This is a genomic window from Pseudomonas sp. YeP6b (genome assembly GCF_025642995.1).
Taxonomy (GTDB): Bacteria; Pseudomonadota; Gammaproteobacteria; order Pseudomonadales; family Pseudomonadaceae; genus Aquipseudomonas.
This window is the reverse complement of the sequence record NZ_CP080090.1, coordinates 720,238-735,570: the sequence shown is the minus strand read 5'-3', so window position 1 is coordinate 735,570 and position 15,333 is coordinate 720,238. Positions and strand designations below refer to the sequence as shown.

The window sequence follows — 15,333 nt, the reverse complement described above, 5'->3', positions numbered from 1 at the left end:
ATTGCCGGAGCGGAACATGAAAGACTGGCTGGACGAGATCAAGTGGGACAGTGACGGCCTGGTGCCGGCCATTGCCCAGGACTACAAGACCGGGCGCGTGCTGATGATGGCCTGGATGAACCGCGAGGCCCTGAGCCTGACCGCCACTGAGCAGCGCGCCATTTACTGGTCACGTTCGCGTGGCAAACTGTGGCGCAAGGGCGAAGAGTCCGGGCACGTGCAAACCCTGCACGAGATGCGCATCGACTGCGACGCCGACGTGGTGATCCTGATGGTCGAGCAGATCGGCGACATCGCCTGCCACACTGGCCGTCACAGCTGCTTCTATCGCGTGTTCGAGAACGGCGAGTGGAAGGTGGTCGAACCGGTGCTCAAAGACCCGCACGCCATCTATTCGGCAGGACACTGAACATGACTGACACCCTGAACCGCCTGGCCCAGGTGCTCGAAGATCGCAAAGCCGCAACCGCCGAGGGCTCGTATGTCGCCAGCCTGTATGAAAAGGGCTTGAACAAGATCCTGGAAAAGCTTGGCGAAGAATCCATCGAGACCATCATTGCCGCCAAAGACGCACAAATCAGCGGGGATTGCAGCGACGTGATCTACGAAACCGCCGACCTGTGGTTTCATAGCATGATCATGCTCGCCCAGCTGGGGCTGCATCCACAGGCTGTACTTGATGAACTGGACCGTCGCCATGGCTTGTCCGGGCACGCCGAAAAGGCCTCGCGCCCGTCCGCCTGAATAACTTCTACAGAGGAATTGCAGCATGGGCATTTTTGACTGGAAACACTGGATCGTCATTCTGGTGGTGGTGGTACTGGTGTTCGGCACCAAGAAACTCAAGAACCTGGGCACCGACGTGGGCGAGTCGATCAAGGGCTTTCGTAAAGCCATGAACGACGACGAAAAGCCTGCGGACCCGGTCGTAAACCCAGTGCCGCCGGCCCAGCCTGTACACCCACAGGCGACCCAGCCGATCACTGAGCGTCGTACCTTCGACGTACAGGCTGAAAAAGTCGAAGAGCCGACCCGCAAAGACTCGTGAGCACTGACTAATGTTTGGTATCAGCTTCTCTGAACTGCTCCTCGTCGGCCTCGTGGCCCTGCTGGTATTGGGGCCGGAACGCCTGCCCGGTGCCGCGCGCACGGCCGGCCTATGGATCGGGCGCCTGAAACGCAGTTTCAACGCCATCAAACAGGAAGTTGAACGGGAAATCGGCGCCGACGAGATCCGTCGGCAACTGCACAACGAACATATTCTGTCGTTGGAGCAGGAAGCACGCAAAATCCTGTCGCCGGTGAATGAACCGAGCAAGCCGGCAGAGCCCGTGGCCGAGCACAGCATCGCACCCGCTGCGCAAGCGACGCCGACTGCGCCCACCCCGACCGAGCCAGCGCCGACGCCCGTTGCGTCGCCCGCTCCCCATGACCCTACATTGCCGCCGCGAGCCCCATGAGCGCTGATAAACCGGAAAACGACCAGCACATGCCACTGGTCTCGCACCTCACCGAGTTGCGTACCCGCCTGCTGCGTTGCGTAGCGGCCATCTTCATTATCTTTGCCGGGCTGTTCGCCTTCACCCAGCAGATCTACACCTTCGTTTCGACGCCGCTGCGCCAGTACCTGCCGGCCGGTGCGACGATGATCGCCACCGACGTGTCGTCGCCGTTCCTCACGCCACTGAAGCTGACCATGATGGTCTCGCTGTTCCTGGCGATCCCGGTGATCCTGCACCAGATCTGGGGCTTTATCGCGCCGGGCCTGTACAAGCATGAGAAGCGCATTGCCGTGCCGTTGTTGGTGTCGAGCATCCTGCTGTTCTACACCGGCATGGCCTTCGCCTATTTCCTGGTGTTCCCACTGATTTTCAAGTTCTTCGCTGCGGCCACGCCGGCCGGCGTGGAAATGATGACCGACATCACCAGCTACCTCGACTTCGTGATGACGCTGTTCTTCGCCTTTGGCGTGGCCTTTGAAATCCCGGTGGCCGTGGTGCTCTTGGTGTGGATCGGCGTGGTCGACGTCAAATACCTGAAGAAAGTCCGCCCATACGTGATCATCGGCTGCTTCGTGGTCGGCATGATCCTGACCCCGCCGGACATCTTCTCGCAGACCCTGTTGGCCGTGCCGATGTGGATGCTGTTCGAGGTAGGCATCCTGTTCAGCAGCTTGATCACCAAGCGTGGCGAGCACCCGGATGACCAACCCGCCGACGACGACCAGCCGCCAGCGACTCAGCCGTGAACCTGCTGTTGCTTGAAGAGGCCGACTTTATCGCGGCCGACCGGGTGATCCTGCGTGATCGGCGCCTGGTGCATATGCAGGAAGTCCACCGCGCCGTGGTGGGCGACAACCTGCGGGTGGGGCGCATTGGCGGGTTGATGGGCAGTGCGCAACTGCTGCGCCTGCAGGCCAGTGAAGCCGAACTGCAAGTGAGCTTCGACCTGCCGCCGCCGGCCAAACTGCCATTGACCTTGCTGCTGGCCCTGCCGCGCCCGAAGATGCTGCGTCGGGTGCTGCAAACCGTGGCGGCCATGGGCGTGCCCAAGGTGGTGCTGGTCAACAGCTACCGCGTGGAGAAGAGCTTCTGGCAAACCCCATTCCTGGAGCCTGAGGCGATTCGCGAGCAGCTTATCCTCGGCCTGGAGCAGGCGCGCGACACGGTGCTGCCCGAGATCATCATCGAAAAACGCTTCAAGCCGTTCGTCGAAGATCGCCTGCCGGCCATGACCGAAGGCACCCTCGGCCTGATCGGCCATCCTGGCGATTACCCGGCCTGCCCGCGTGGGCTGGATGAGCCTGTAACCCTGGCCATCGGCCCGGAAGGTGGCTGGATACCCTACGAAGTGGACCTGCTGACCAAGGCTGGCTTGCAGCCGGTACAACTGGGCGCGCGCATCCTGCGTGTAGAAACCGCCGTAACCGCCCTACTCGCCCGCCTGTTCTGACTCTATCCCGATCGTTCCCACGCTCCGCGTGGGAACGCCCTCATGGACGCTCTGCGTCCGCTCTTGTGACGCAGAGCGTCACGGGATGCATTCCCCGCAGAGCGCGGGAACGATCATCGCACCTACAGAATAATCCTACGCCGCCGATAGCCTCTGAATAAGTCCAAGCCTTGTTCAAGGGGAGTTCGCAGTATGTATCGTTGGTTAGCCGAAAAACTGGGGAATGTGAGCGTCAACCGCAAGTTAAGCATTGGCTTTGGCTTGGTGTTGGTCCTGACGTTGTTGATCACCTTCACCGGCTGGACTGGCCTGGGCGATGTGATCAGTCGGGGTGACAAGCTAGGCTTTATCTCCAGCCTCAACGGGCTGACCAAAGACCTGCGCCTGGCGCGCCTGGACTTTGAAATGCGTCGCGGCGAACAAGGCACCGATGCGGTCAACGGCCTGCTCACCCAGCTGGACAACGGGTTGAACACCGCGCTAACCCTGATCGAGCAACCCGACGACAAGGCCCTGGTCGAGCAACAACAGGATGCCCTGAACCAATACAAAAAGGCCTTCACCGCCATGGTCCAGGCTGGTCTCAAGCGTGAAGGCGCGCGCAGCAAGCTCGGCGACACCGCCGATAACGCCGTGGCCAAGATCAACGAAGTCGAAAAAAACCTGCTGCAGGGTGACAGCGTCACCCTGTTCAACAGCGTGGTCGACCTAAGCAAACTGATCCAGCAATCGCGCTTCCAAGTGCGCGGTTACACCTACAGCGGCAAGACCGAAGCCGAACAGCCGGCCCTGGATGCCATCGACAACGCCCTGAAGAAAATCACCGAGCTCCAAGGTCAACTGCCGGCCCAGTACCAGGCCAACCTGCAAGAGGCCGGCGTGTCGTTGCAAGCCTACCGCGCGGCTGTCAGCCAGTACCGCGACTCCCAGGTCGCCAGCGCTGCTGCGCTGAAAATCATGACTGGGCAAGGCGATATCCTGCTGGGCCACAGCGAAAAACTCACCACCTCGCAAACCGCAGTGCGCGATGCCGATGCGGCACACGCCAAACAGTTGCTGCTGCTGGCCACCGTGCTGGCGTTGATCTTCGGCATCGTCGCCGCTTGGGCCATTACGCGCCAAATCGTCATTCCGCTGAACCAGACCCTCAAAGTCGCTGAGCGCGTGGCCTCCGGCGACCTGAGCCACAACCTCAACTCCGCACGCCAGGACGAGCTGGGCCAATTGCAGCGCTCCATGCAAAGCATGACCGTCGGCCTGCGCGAGTTGATCGGCGGTATCAGCGACGGCGTCACCCAAATCGCCAGCGCCGCCGAGCAACTGTCCGCCGTGACTGAGCAAACCAGCGCCGGGGTCAACAGCCAGAAGGTCGAGACCGACCAGGTGGCCACCGCCATGAACGAAATGGCTGCGACCGTGCAGGAAGTGGCACGCAACGCCGAGGAAGCCTCTGAGGCGGCCGTGGCGGCTGACCAGCAGGCCCGTGAAGGTGACAAGGTGGTCAGCGAGGCCATCGCCCAGATCGAGCGCCTGGCCACCGAGGTCGGCAACTCTACCGAGGCCATGGGCCACCTGAAACGCGAAAGCGACAAGATCGGCAGCGTGCTCGATGTGATCAAGTCGGTGGCCCAGCAAACCAACCTGCTGGCACTCAACGCCGCGATTGAAGCGGCGCGGGCCGGTGAAGCCGGACGTGGCTTTGCCGTAGTGGCCGACGAGGTGCGCAGCCTGGCCCAACGCACCCAGAAGTCCACCGAAGAGATCGAAGAGCTGATCGTCGGCCTGCAAAGCGGCACCCAGCAGGTGGCGACCATCATGGACAACAGCCGTGGCCTCACCGACAGCAGCGTCGAGCTGACCCGCCGAGCCGGCAACGCACTGGGCAACATCACGCGCACGGTCTCGACTATTCAGGCGATGAACTCGCAGATTGCCACCGCCGCCGAGCAACAAAGCGCCGTGGCCGAAGAGATCAACCGCAGCGTGCTGAATGTGCGTGATGTGTCTGAACAGACCTCTTCGGCCAGTGAAGAGACCGCAGCGTCCAGCGCGGAACTGGCGCGCCTGGGTATTTACCTGCAAACCCTGGTAGGCCGCTTCAAGGTTTGAGCCCCTCGCGACGGCCATCATGGCCGTCGCCTTCACAAGCTGTGAAATTTCCTACACGCTTTTCAGGTCGAGGATTACACACCTTCCGCCGAATAGAAGTAGCGTTTCAACTCCCCTGACCGTGTCAGCCGGACTGTCGAAACGCTCCCTTTACTCGTAGGAGGTTCACCATGTTTGGTCCACTGACCCGCGCACTCGGCAACGCCAGTGTCACCCTTAAACTCTTCCTTGGCTTCGGCCTGGTCTTGACGCTCAGCTTGGCTATAGCCCTGACGGGCTGGCAAGCCTTAAACACCTCATTGTTTCGCTCGCAATCGTTGACCATTCTTTCGCAATTAGCGGTGGTCGGCGAAGAGCTGCGGGCTGACCGCATTGTGTATCGCACCCTGAATAACCCGGCCAGCCTGACCAAGGTCGGCGTGCACATGGAAAAAATCGATCGCTACCTGATGGAAATGTCCACCCGCTTGGTCCATCCGGCCAGCTTGCAACAAGTGCAAGACGCGACGCGTCTGACCGCCAGCTTCAAGACGTCGCTGGGCGGCCTGGCCAACCTGATCGAACAACGCGAAAACGCGCGCGAGGGGCTCAAGAAAAGCGCCGCCCAAGCCAGCGACACCCTCGCCCAGCTGTCCAGTGACTTGCCCAATCAAGACGACGAAAAGGCCCTGGACACCGTAGAACTCATGCGCCAGACCATGGAAAAAGCCGAAGACAGTGCCCAAAGCGCAGCCTGGGCAGCCACCTCGCTGGAGGCCTATACACAAAACGTCACGGACGCGCTCCAGGCCCTCGACGGCGCACAGGCCTCCGTGGCCAAGCTGCCGGTGGACGCGACTGCACTGGCCGGCGCCCTGCGCGACTACCGCACCCAGCTGAACCGCCTCAAGGACGCCCAAGTCACCACCGAAACCACCCAGAACCAACTGGAACAATGGTTGGATGAGCTGCTCAAGCAAAGCGACCTGTTGAGCCAGTACCAGACCGAGCAGCGTGATAAAGAAGCCGACCAGGCCCGCACTTTACTGATCAATGTCACCGCTGCCGCGCTGCTGCTGGGCGCCTTGGCCGCCTGGCTGATTGCCGGGCAGATCGTCACGCCCCTGCGCCGGGCTCTGGTGGTGGCGAACCGAGTGGCCGAGGGTGACTTGAGCCACGATATCCAGACCACACGCCGGGATGAACTGGGGCAATTGCAGCGCAGCATCGGGCAAATGACGGTCAACCTGCGCGGTTTGATCGGTGGTATCGGTGACAGCGCGCGGCAGATCGCCAGCGCCTCCGAGCAATTATCCAGCGTGACCGAGCAATCCCGCGCCGGCATCGACGAACAGCGGCAGGAAACCGAACAGGTGGCCACGGCGATGAATGAAATGCTCGCCACCTCCCAGGAAGTCGCGCGCCACGCCGAGCAAGCCTCGAACGCCGCCACCGAAGCTGATCAACAGGCCAGCGCGGGTGACCACGTGGTGGCCGAGGCGATTGCGCACATCGAGCACCTGGCCCAGGAGATGACCCACTCAAGCCAGGCCATGCAAGGGTTGCGGCAGGAAAGCCAGAAGATCGGCAGCGTGTTGGAAGTGATCAAGTCGGTCTCGGAGCAAACCAACTTGCTGGCCCTCAATGCCGCCATCGAAGCCGCCCGCGCCGGTGAAGCCGGCCGAGGCTTTGCGGTAGTTGCCGACGAGGTACGCAGCCTGGCGCAACGCACGCAGCAGTCGGCCGAGGAAATAGAAGAGCTGATCGGCAGCCTGCAACGGGGCACACAGCAGGTCGCCGACAGCATGGACAACAGCCGTAGCCTGACCGACAACAGCGTGCAACTGACCCGCCGCGCGGGCGATGCCTTGGCCAACATCACCCGCACGGTCTCAGTGATCCAGGAAATGAACCCGCAGATTGCCGCCGCTGCCGAGGAGCAAACGGCGGTTGCCGAAGAGATCAATCGCAGCGTGCTGAAGGTCAAGGACGTGTCGGAACAGACCTCGGCCGCGAGTCAGGAGACGGCGGCGGCCAGTGTCGAACTGGCGCGCCTGGGCGCGGATTTGCAGCGCTGGGTGGGCAAGTTCAAGGTCTGAAAATGCCTTTTTGGGGGCCGCTGCGCGGCCCAACGAGAGCAAGCTTCCTCGCCACAAAAAACGATCTTTTTGCAGCGGTTACAGCACTTGGCGCAGGAAGGCCTGGGCCCGCGGGTCTTTGGGCGCATCGAAGAACTCGGCCGGGGCCGCGTCTTCCAGCAACTTGCCATGGTCGAAGAACAACACCCGGTCGGCCACTTCGCGGGCAAAGCCCATCTCGTGGGTGACGCAGACCATGGTCATGCCTTCAAGGGCCAGGGTCTTCATCACGTCCAGCACTTCGCCGACCATTTCCGGGTCCAGCGCCGAGGTGGGCTCGTCAAACAGCATCACCTTGGGCTCCATCGCCAAGGCGCGGGCGATCGCCACGCGCTGTTGCTGGCCACCGGACAAGCGTGACGGAAACTCGTTGGCTTTTTGCGCAATGCCAACCTTTTCCAGCAGCGCCAGGGCCTTGGCCTCGCGCTCTTGTTTGCCACGCTTGCGCACGACTTTTTGCGCCAGGCACAGGTTTTCCAGCACGGTCATGTGTGGGAACAGGTTGAAGTGCTGGAACACCATGCCGACTTCGCGGCGATAGGCGTTGACGTCGGTTTTCGGGTCGGCCAGTTGCAGGCCGTCGATGCTGACCGAGCCTGAATCGAATTCTTCCAGGCCATTAAGGCAGCGCAGGAAGGTCGACTTGCCTGAACCCGAGGGGCCGATCACTACCAGCACTTCGCCCTTGGCGACCTGGGTGCTGACATGGTCCACCGCGCGCACCACGTGGCCACGGGTGTCGAAGACTTTTACCAGATCGCGAACTTCAATCACTTTGCGCGAGCCTCCGCTCAAGCCGGCTGGCCATTTTCGACAGCGGCAGGTTGATCAGCAGGTACAGGCCTGCCACACAGAACAGGATTTCAAACGGCGAGAACGAGGTGGTGATCACCTCGCGGCCGCTTTTAAGCAGCTCGGTAATCGCGATCACCGACACCAACGAGGTGTCTTTCACCAAGCTGATAAATTGCCCAGCCAGCGGCGGCAGCACGCGTTTGAACGCTTGCGGCAACACCACATGGCGCATCGACTGGCTGGCACTCAAGCCCAGCGAGCGCGCGGCTTCGTTCTGGCCACGGGTGATCGACTGCACGCCGGCGCGGACGATTTCCGCTACATAAGCGCCGGTGAACAGCGACAGCGCCGCGATCCCGGCAAATTCCCGGGACAGGTTGAGCACCGTGCCGATGAAGAAGTAGAAAATGAAGACCTGCACCAATAGCGGCGTACCGCGCACCAGTTCGACGTAGATCGTCGACAAGTCGCGCAAGGTCGGGTTAGTCGACAGTCGGCACAGGCCAGTCGCCAAGCCGATTGCCAGGCCCAGGATGCCTGAGACCACCGATAACCACAGCGTGGTCCACAGCCCCCACATCAATGGGCCCAAGGCCCAATGCCGGGTCACGCCCACCACGTCACCTTCGGCGACATCATCGCCGCGCGAAACCTGCAGGCTGTTGTCGGCCACGGTGAGCTTTTGCTCAGCGCCGGCATCGTTACGCAGGGTGACTTCGGCTACGTCGCCCTTGCGCACCAGTTCGACCACGGTGGAAATGTCGGCGGCGCGCTGCGACGTTTCGGCCTGATAGACGAAGTACTGCGGCACGCGGTTCCAGCGCCACTCGTAGGACATCAGCGAGGTGGCGTAGTACAACGCGCCCGCCAGGCCAACCAGCACGACCACGGTTAGTAAGTGCCACGGCCATTGGGCTTTTTTCTGTTTCATTTCAGGTTCCGGGAGGTGTATCGCCTGGCGGGCCGTCATCGCGAGCAAGCCCGCGATACAGGCAACTCGGTCTCAGCCTTTATTCCATGTCCTTGAGCCACTCGGAGCTCTTGAACCACTTGTCATGGATGCGATCGTAGGTGCCGTCGTTGCGGATCTGGTGCAGGAAGTTGTTGATGTAGTTGAGGCTGTCGTAATCGCCTTTTTTCAGGCCGAACGCCAACGGTTCGAAGGTGAAGGGTTCGTCCAGGAACACCAGCTTGCCGTTACCGACTTTTTTCTCGGCAACCACGTTGTACGGTGCGTCATACACAAAGGCATCAGCCTTGCCGTTGACCACGTCCAGCACGCCTTCTTGCTCGTTGTCATAGCCGTGGTACTTGGCTTTGGAGATCAGTTTTTTGGCGACCATCTCACCGGTGGTGCCCAGCTTGGAGGTCAGGCGGTATTTTTCGTCGTTGAGGTCTTTGTAAGATTTGATAGTGCCTTCCAGGTCCTTGCGAATCAGCAGGGTCTGGCCAACCACGATGAAGGGTTCGCTGAAGTTCAGGCGCAGGTTGCGTTCCTGGGTCAGGGTCATGCCGCTGCCGATCATGTCGAACTTGCCGGTCAGGAAGGCTGGGATGATGCCGTCGTAACCGGTGGACACCAGCTCCAGCTTGACGCCCATGGACTTGGCCATGGCCTTGAGGATGTCGACTTCAAAACCGATGATTTCACCGCGTTTGTCTGTCATTTCGAACGGCATGTAGGTCGGGTCCATGCCGACTTTCAGCGTACCGCGCTTGACCGCATCGTCGATGGCACCCGCGTGAGCGGCAGTGGCCGCGACCAGCGCGGTGACGCCAAGCATCAGCATCGAAAGATACTTTTTCATCATCAAGTCCCCTGAACGATTCTTATAAGGTCGGGGCACAAAAAGGCTGCACCCATTCGGGGTGCGATCCTAACCCACTCGTTGCCCGTCACAAAGGTTTCGCGGGTAAATGTTAACGGCGTATGTCGGATACGCCCCACAACGGTGCAGCCAAGCGCAAAGATAGACACGTCAGGCCGCGGGCGCGCCAATTGACTGATATGTAAGTAGTTATGGCGATCACTCGATTTCCACCAGCCAGGCAGTGTCCTTGAACCACTTGTCATGCAGGCGATCGTAGGTCCCATCCTGGGCCACCTGACTCAAGAAGTGATTGATCCAGTTGAGGCTGTCGTAATCCCCTTTTTTCAGGCCGAACGCCAAGGGTTCAAAGGTAAACGGCTGCTCCAGTGCCAACAGGGCATGGTTTTCCGGCCTGGCCATGGCAATCAGGTTGTAGGGCGCATCATGAATAAACGCATCGACCTTGCCCTCACGCACCTGTCGCACGCCCTCCTCGGGGGTGGCGAAGCTGCTCAACCGAGCTGCTCCCAAAAAGCGCTGTGCCGCAGACTCCCCGGTGGTGCCCTCGGTAGCCGCAATCCGGTAGCCGGCCTCGTCCAGGTCTTCGATACTGGCAATCTTGCCGGCCAGGCTTGGATGCAGCAGCACGGTCTGGCCGACCACGATAAAGGAGTCGCTGAAATTGAGCTTCAGGTTGCGCTCCTGCGTGACGGTCATGCCGCTGCCAATCAGGTCAAACTTCTTCGCCATCAACCCCGGCACCAAGTCGGTATAGGGCACGGCGACCAGCTCAAGCTCGACGCCCAGGGCGCGGCTCATCGCCTGCAGTAAATCAACCTCGAAGCCGACGATGCGCCCCTGCTTGTCGGTCATTTCGAAGGGGACATAGACCGGCGTGGTGCCGACTTTCAGCACACCACGTCGCACGGCATCATCAAGGGCGCCCGCGCTTACCCAGCCGGCATAGAGGACGACGACAGCGCCGATCAGCCATGCCGAACAATACCTTTTGATCATGAATCCCCCTGAGGCCTAGTCAATTTGGGGGGCGATGCTAACCCAGCCGCAGGCACGACAATACGTATCGAACAAAGGTCTTTTGTTTCGAAATAACAAGGCGTTAGGGATAAAAAGAAGAATCGTGAAACGCTGTAGGACCAGCGCTTCGAACACCCCCGAGGTGAGCCCTCGGGGGGGTCTGAATCAGGCCGTTTGGGCCTGGGACAGCAGCGGTTTCAGCGGCAGCAAGGGCGCATGCGGATCAGCCTTGATCGATGCACGCCAAGCGCCGAGCCACTCGGCGTGGCCTTCGCTCCACACCTGCTGGTGCAGGCGAGCCAGGGCTACCGGATCGCTGAGCAACGCCAGGCGCTCGCCGTTGTTGAGGCCGGCAGGGCCGACTTTCAACGCATGGCGCACACGCTCCTGACGCAAGTGCTCGATCGGCTCCGCCTCACGGTGACGCGAGGTCGCCAGGGCACAGGCCAAGGCGTTCTGCTGCGGGTCGACCACCGAACGCACAAACCCGTCATTCAGGGCGTGCCAACGGTTTTCGTGGGTGTACTTCTCGGTCGACAGCAGGGCCTGCGGCGGATTGTATTCCTCAGGAATCAGGAACAGGCTCTCGTCGCGGGACTTGAGGCCCAGCTTGACCCGGCTGGAAATCACCGACACCGGGATCGACAGCATCAGCGAACCGACGATCGGGATCAGCCACCACAGGAAGCTTGGGTTCAACCACACCACCAGCAGTGCCCACAGGAAGCCCAGCAGGGTTTGTGGACCGTGGCGTTTGACCGCTTCACCCCACGGGGTGGAGTCGTCGTCACGCTGCGGCGAGTTCCAGGTCGCAGCCCAGCCGAGGAACGCGGCGAGCACGAAGCGGGTGTGGAATATCATCCGCACCGGTGCCAGCAGCATGGAGAACAACATCTCCAGCAACATCGACAAGGTCACTTTGAACTTGCCGCCGAACTCTTTCGCGCCCTTGGCCCAGATCAGAATGATGCTCAGCAACTTGGGCAGGAACAGCAGCACGATGGTGGTGGAGAACAGCGCCACCGCCTTGTCCGGATGCCATTGCGGCCACAGCGGGTACAGCTGGCGTGGCGCCATGAAGTACTGCGGCTCCATCAGGGTGTTCACCGCCAGCAACGCGGTGGACAACACCAGGAAGAAGAACCATAACGGCGCCGACAGGTAGGACATCACGCCGGTCAGGAACACCGCGCGGTGCACCGGGTGCATGCCTTTAACCAGGAACAGGCGGAAGTTCATCAGGTTACCGTGGCACCAGCGACGGTCACGCTTGAGCTCATCCAGCAGGTTCGGCGGCAATTCTTCATAGCTGCCCGGCAGGTCGTAGGCAATCCACACGCCCCAGCCGGCACGGCGCATCAGCGCTGCTTCAACGAAGTCGTGGGAGAGGATCGCACCGGCAAAGGCGCCTTTACCCGGCAACGGCGCCAAAGCGCAATGCTCGATAAACGGCTTCATGCGGATGATCGCGTTGTGGCCCCAGTAGTGGGATTCACCCAACTGCCAGAAGTGCAGGCCGGCGGTAAACAGCGGGCCGTACACGCGAGTGGCGAACTGCTGCATGCGCGCATACAGGGTGTCCATGCCCGACGCCCGTGGCGCGGTCTGGATAATCCCGGCATCCGGCGTGGCTTCCATCAAGCGCACCAGGCTAGTCAAGCATTCGCCGCTCATCACGCTGTCGGCGTCGAGCACCACCATGTACTTGTAGTCACCGCCCCAGCGACGGCAGAAGTCGTCGAGGTTGCCGCTTTTGCGTTTAACGCGACGGCGACGGCGGCGATAGAAAATCTTGCCGAAACCGCCGGCTTCGCGGCACACGTCGAGCCAGGCTTGCTGTTCGGCGATGCAGATATCAGCTTCGTTACTGTCGCTGAGCACGAAGAAATCGAAGCGGTCCAGGTCGCCGGTGGCGGCTACCGATTCGAAGGTGGCGCGCAAACCGGCGAATACCCGGGGCACGTCTTCGTTGCAGATCGGCATCACCAACGCGGTACGGGCATCCTTCGGAATCGGCTCGTCGCCGGCACTTTTACCGGAGATCCGGTATTTATCGTGACCGGTGAGCAGTTCCAGGAAGCCCATCAGCGCAGTCCAGAAACCGGCCGACACCCAGCAGAACAAGATCCCGAACATGATCAGGATGCTGGTTTGCAAGGCGTAAGGCAGTACTTGGGTCGCGGTTTGCAGCAGGGTCTGGTTGCGCACTTCGTCGAAGTCGACCAGCGACCAGCCCTGGTACGGCATGATGCCTTTCATGTACCAGCCGGCCACGATGGTCTGACCGAGCATCAGTATCAGCAGGATGTAGCGACGGATCGAACCGACGGTACGCCAGCGCGCGGCCGGCAATACGCGATCGTCTTTGGGCGGCAGGGGTGGGTTGGTGCGACCGGTCATCCGGCGCCAACCGCGCACCAGGATGTTGGTGCGCCAAGGCTCAGGCACGACTTTGGTCCGACGAATCGGCGGCGTGGCCTTCAAGCAAACCCGGCCGCTGGCGTCGAGCGCGAGCATTTCCGCGTCTTGCAGCTCTTCGGCGGTATTGAGGGTCAGCCGACGGCCGACCGAGGCCTGGGCGGCATCGGTCGGTGCGTCGAAGGTCTTGGACGACAAGCGTTCGTGCAGCTCACTGAAGGAGGTGCAGCCCGCCAATTCGGCGCGCTGCTCTGCGGTCATCGGGAGATGCGCCAGGTACTCGGACAGCGTCTCGGGCGTGGCTTGAGAATTACTCATCGGCAGGCAACTGGTAGCTCCAGGTCTCGGTCAGGACTTGTTCTGTCTTGCTCGGCTCCGGATTAGAGAGTGGCGTGGCCGGGGCAGCTTCTGGCTGCTTGGCTTCCTTGTCTTTGGCTTCTTTGGCGTCTTTAGCTTCTTTTGCTTCTTTCTTGGCCTGTTTCTCGTGTTGCTTGGCCAGAAGCTTGTCGGCCTTGAGTACTTGGGTCGAAGGCTTCTCTGGCTCAGGCTGCGGAACATCCTGGACCAGCGCCGCGCGCATTTCGGTCGGTTTGCCTGCGTCTTTGATCTTCATGCGCAGGGTCAGGCGCCAGCCTTTGGTGTGCTCGTTGTAGCGCACGCTGTTTTCAACGATTTCGGCGTTGTCGCCAACACTCACCTGGCTGCGCACCGGGGCGTCCGCCGGCAGGGCTTTGAGGGACGGGCCCTCGAAGTCGACCAGGTAGGCCACGCTGCCGTCAGGCTGACGGATCAGGTTGGATTGCTTCACGTCACCGGTGGAGCGCAGGGTCTGCTTGACCCAGGCGCTGTCGGCCGGGTGCAGGGCTTTCTCGTCCATGGTCCAGTGCAGGCGGTAGCTGATGTCCAGCGGCTCGCCGACTTTTGGCAGCTCGGCCGGGCTCCAGAACGCAACGATGTTGTCGTTGGTTTCATCGGCGGTCGGAATCTCGACCAGGTCGACGGAACCCTTGCCCCAATCGCCTTCAGGCTCGATCCAGGCGCTTGGGCGCTTGTCGTAGTTGTCGTCCAGGTCTTCGTAGTGGCTGAAGTCGCGGCCGCGTTGCAGCAAGCCGAAACCACGCGGGTTTTCTACGCTGAAGTTGCTGACCGACAGGTGTTTAGGGTTGTTCAGTGGGCGCCAGATCCACTCGCCGTTGCCGGCATGGATCGACAGACCGCTGGAGTCGTGCAGTTCACGGCGGTAGTTAAGCACTTTGGACGGCTGGTTCGCGCCGAACAGGAACATGCTGGTCAACGGGGCAACGCCCAGCTTGGTGACCTTGTCACGCAGGAACATTTGGGATTTGACGTCGACGATGGTGTCGCTGCCAGGGCGCAGGATCAGGCGATAGGCGCCGGTTGCGCGTGGCGAATCCAGCAGGGCGAAGATCACCAGCTGCTTTTCACCCGGTTTTGGACGCTCGACCCAGAACTCGGTGAAACGCGGGAACTCTTCACCGGACGGCAAGGCAGTGTCGATCGCCATGCCACGGGCAGACAGGCCATACGACTGGCCTTTGCCGACGACGCGGAAGTAGCTGGCGCCGAGCATGGTCATGATTTCGTCTTGCTTGTCATCTTTGTTGATCGGGTACAGCACACGGAAACCGGCATAACCCAGTTGTTCGGTGGACTTGGGATCATATTTCGCGTCGCCGAAATCGAAACGCGTCGGGTCGTATTTGATTTCATGAACGCTGTCGGCGGTCACTTCGTTGATTTTCACCGGCGTGTCGAAGTGCATGCCCTGGTGATAGAAGGACAGCTTGAACGGGGTGTTTTGATCGGCCCACTCAGCTTTTTCGTTGCGGAAACGAATCTTCTGATAGTCGGCGAATTTCATTTCGCGAAATTCGTTCGGCAGATTGCTGCGCGGAGCTTCGTATTTCTGCCCGGCCAGCTCTTTTGCCTTGGCCGACACATCATCCAGACTGAATGCCCACAGTTGACCCGCGCCGAACAGGCAAAACAGGGCGGAGCCTGTCACCAGTGCGTTTCGTAACCGTTTGGCAGACAATTTTGGTGCATTACAGGGACTAACAATCACGAGCAAC

At 60.9% G+C, this 15,333-nt stretch carries 13 protein-coding genes and 2 pseudogenes; 9 read left to right on the top strand and 6 right to left on the bottom strand.

All coding sequences use genetic code 11. The annotated features are described in order from the left end of the window. Positions 1-16 precede the first annotated feature (16 nt). The 9 genes and pseudogenes from hisI (at position 17) to KZH41_RS03260 (ending at position 7,139) form a co-directional block, all read left to right on the top strand. Entirely contained in the window at positions 17-409 is a 393-nt protein-coding gene (gene hisI / locus KZH41_RS03295; protein WP_058423690.1) for a phosphoribosyl-AMP cyclohydrolase, read from the top strand. A 2-nt stretch (positions 410-411) separates the two neighbouring features. After that, the gene (locus KZH41_RS03290; protein WP_083355678.1) at positions 412-744 is read left to right on the top strand and encodes a phosphoribosyl-ATP diphosphatase; all 333 of its coding nucleotides are present in this window, start codon (positions 412-414) and stop codon (positions 742-744) included. 25 nt (positions 745-769) lie between these two features. Next, positions 770-1,048, top strand: a complete 279-nt coding sequence (locus KZH41_RS03285; RefSeq protein WP_012721795.1) for a twin-arginine translocase TatA/TatE family subunit — start codon at positions 770-772, stop codon at positions 1,046-1,048. A gap of 10 nt (positions 1,049-1,058) precedes the next feature. Next, positions 1,059-1,460 carry a Sec-independent protein translocase protein TatB gene (gene tatB / locus KZH41_RS03280; RefSeq protein ID WP_263274379.1) on the top strand — a complete coding sequence of 134 codons (402 nt, stop codon included), beginning with the start codon at positions 1,059-1,061 and terminating at the stop codon, positions 1,458-1,460. Further along, positions 1,457-2,248 carry a twin-arginine translocase subunit TatC gene (gene tatC, locus KZH41_RS03275; protein WP_094949314.1) on the top strand — a complete coding sequence of 264 codons (792 nt, stop codon included), beginning with the start codon at positions 1,457-1,459 and terminating at the stop codon, positions 2,246-2,248. The genes tatB and tatC overlap by 4 nt, the downstream gene beginning before the upstream one ends. Beyond that, a complete protein-coding gene (locus KZH41_RS03270; protein ID WP_094949315.1) occupies positions 2,245-2,952 on the top strand; it encodes a 16S rRNA (uracil(1498)-N(3))-methyltransferase in 708 nt (235 codons plus the stop codon). Before tatC ends, KZH41_RS03270 begins: the two co-directional genes overlap by 4 nt. A 192-nt stretch (positions 2,953-3,144) precedes the next feature. Further along, a pseudogene (locus KZH41_RS30360) lies at positions 3,145-4,203 on the top strand (methyl-accepting chemotaxis protein); the annotation flags it as partial. After that, positions 4,189-5,061 carry a methyl-accepting chemotaxis protein gene (locus tag KZH41_RS30355; protein WP_406979632.1) on the top strand — a complete coding sequence of 291 codons (873 nt, stop codon included), beginning with the start codon at positions 4,189-4,191 and terminating at the stop codon, positions 5,059-5,061. The pseudogene KZH41_RS30360 and the gene KZH41_RS30355, both read left to right, overlap by 15 nt. A 170-nt stretch (positions 5,062-5,231) precedes the next feature. Next, positions 5,232-7,139, top strand: a complete 1,908-nt coding sequence (locus KZH41_RS03260; RefSeq protein ID WP_242153980.1) for a methyl-accepting chemotaxis protein — start codon at positions 5,232-5,234, stop codon at positions 7,137-7,139. Between the two features lie 78 nt (positions 7,140-7,217). Here KZH41_RS03260 and KZH41_RS03255 read toward each other — a convergent pair whose 3' ends face one another. From KZH41_RS03255 to KZH41_RS03230, 6 genes and pseudogenes are all read right to left on the bottom strand, one after another. Then, the gene (locus KZH41_RS03255; RefSeq protein ID WP_094949317.1) at positions 7,218-7,952 is read right to left on the bottom strand and encodes an amino acid ABC transporter ATP-binding protein; all 735 of its coding nucleotides are present in this window, start codon (positions 7,950-7,952) and stop codon (positions 7,218-7,220) included. Beyond that, positions 7,945-8,904: an amino acid ABC transporter permease gene (locus tag KZH41_RS03250; RefSeq protein ID WP_263274377.1), complete on the bottom strand. Its 960-nt coding sequence runs from the start codon at positions 8,902-8,904 to the stop codon at positions 7,945-7,947. Before KZH41_RS03250 ends, KZH41_RS03255 begins: the two co-directional genes overlap by 8 nt. A gap of 79 nt (positions 8,905-8,983) precedes the next feature. Further along, positions 8,984-9,781, bottom strand: a complete 798-nt coding sequence (locus KZH41_RS03245) for a transporter substrate-binding domain-containing protein (RefSeq protein WP_094949319.1) — start codon at positions 9,779-9,781, stop codon at positions 8,984-8,986. Positions 9,782-10,000: 219 nt separating this feature from the next. Next, complete coding sequence (locus KZH41_RS03240) at positions 10,001-10,801, bottom strand: transporter substrate-binding domain-containing protein (RefSeq protein ID WP_094949320.1); 801 nt, start codon at positions 10,799-10,801, stop codon at positions 10,001-10,003. Positions 10,802-10,985: 184 nt separating this feature from the next. Continuing rightward, positions 10,986-13,558: pseudogene (mdoH, locus tag KZH41_RS03235) on the bottom strand (glucans biosynthesis glucosyltransferase MdoH); the annotation flags it as partial. Continuing rightward, positions 13,551-15,326, bottom strand: coding sequence for a glucan biosynthesis protein G (locus KZH41_RS03230; RefSeq protein WP_094949340.1), 1,776 nt, complete (start codon positions 15,324-15,326; stop codon positions 13,551-13,553). The gene KZH41_RS03230 and the pseudogene mdoH, both read right to left, overlap by 8 nt. Positions 15,327-15,333: the final 7 nt, after the last annotated feature.

Bases quoted from the DNA above. Each gene is read 5' to 3' on its own strand.
- hisI (WP_058423690.1), top strand. From the start codon at position 17: ATGAAAGACTGGCTGGACGAGATCAAGTGGGACAGTGACGGCCTGGTG.
- KZH41_RS03290 (WP_083355678.1), top strand. From the start codon at position 412: ATGACTGACACCCTGAACCGCCTGGCCCAGGTGCTCGAAGATCGCAAA.
- KZH41_RS03285 (WP_012721795.1), top strand. From the start codon at position 770: ATGGGCATTTTTGACTGGAAACACTGGATCGTCATTCTGGTGGTGGTG.
- tatB (WP_263274379.1), top strand. From the start codon at position 1,059: ATGTTTGGTATCAGCTTCTCTGAACTGCTCCTCGTCGGCCTCGTGGCC.
- tatC (WP_094949314.1), top strand. From the start codon at position 1,457: ATGAGCGCTGATAAACCGGAAAACGACCAGCACATGCCACTGGTCTCG.
- KZH41_RS30355 (WP_406979632.1), top strand. From the start codon at position 4,189: ATGCAAAGCATGACCGTCGGCCTGCGCGAGTTGATCGGCGGTATCAGC.
- KZH41_RS03260 (WP_242153980.1), top strand. From the start codon at position 5,232: ATGTTTGGTCCACTGACCCGCGCACTCGGCAACGCCAGTGTCACCCTT.
- KZH41_RS03250 (WP_263274377.1), bottom strand. From the start codon at position 8,904: ATGAAACAGAAAAAAGCCCAATGGCCGTGGCACTTACTAACCGTGGTC.
- KZH41_RS03245 (WP_094949319.1), bottom strand. From the start codon at position 9,781: ATGAAAAAGTATCTTTCGATGCTGATGCTTGGCGTCACCGCGCTGGTC.
- KZH41_RS03240 (WP_094949320.1), bottom strand. From the start codon at position 10,801: ATGATCAAAAGGTATTGTTCGGCATGGCTGATCGGCGCTGTCGTCGTC.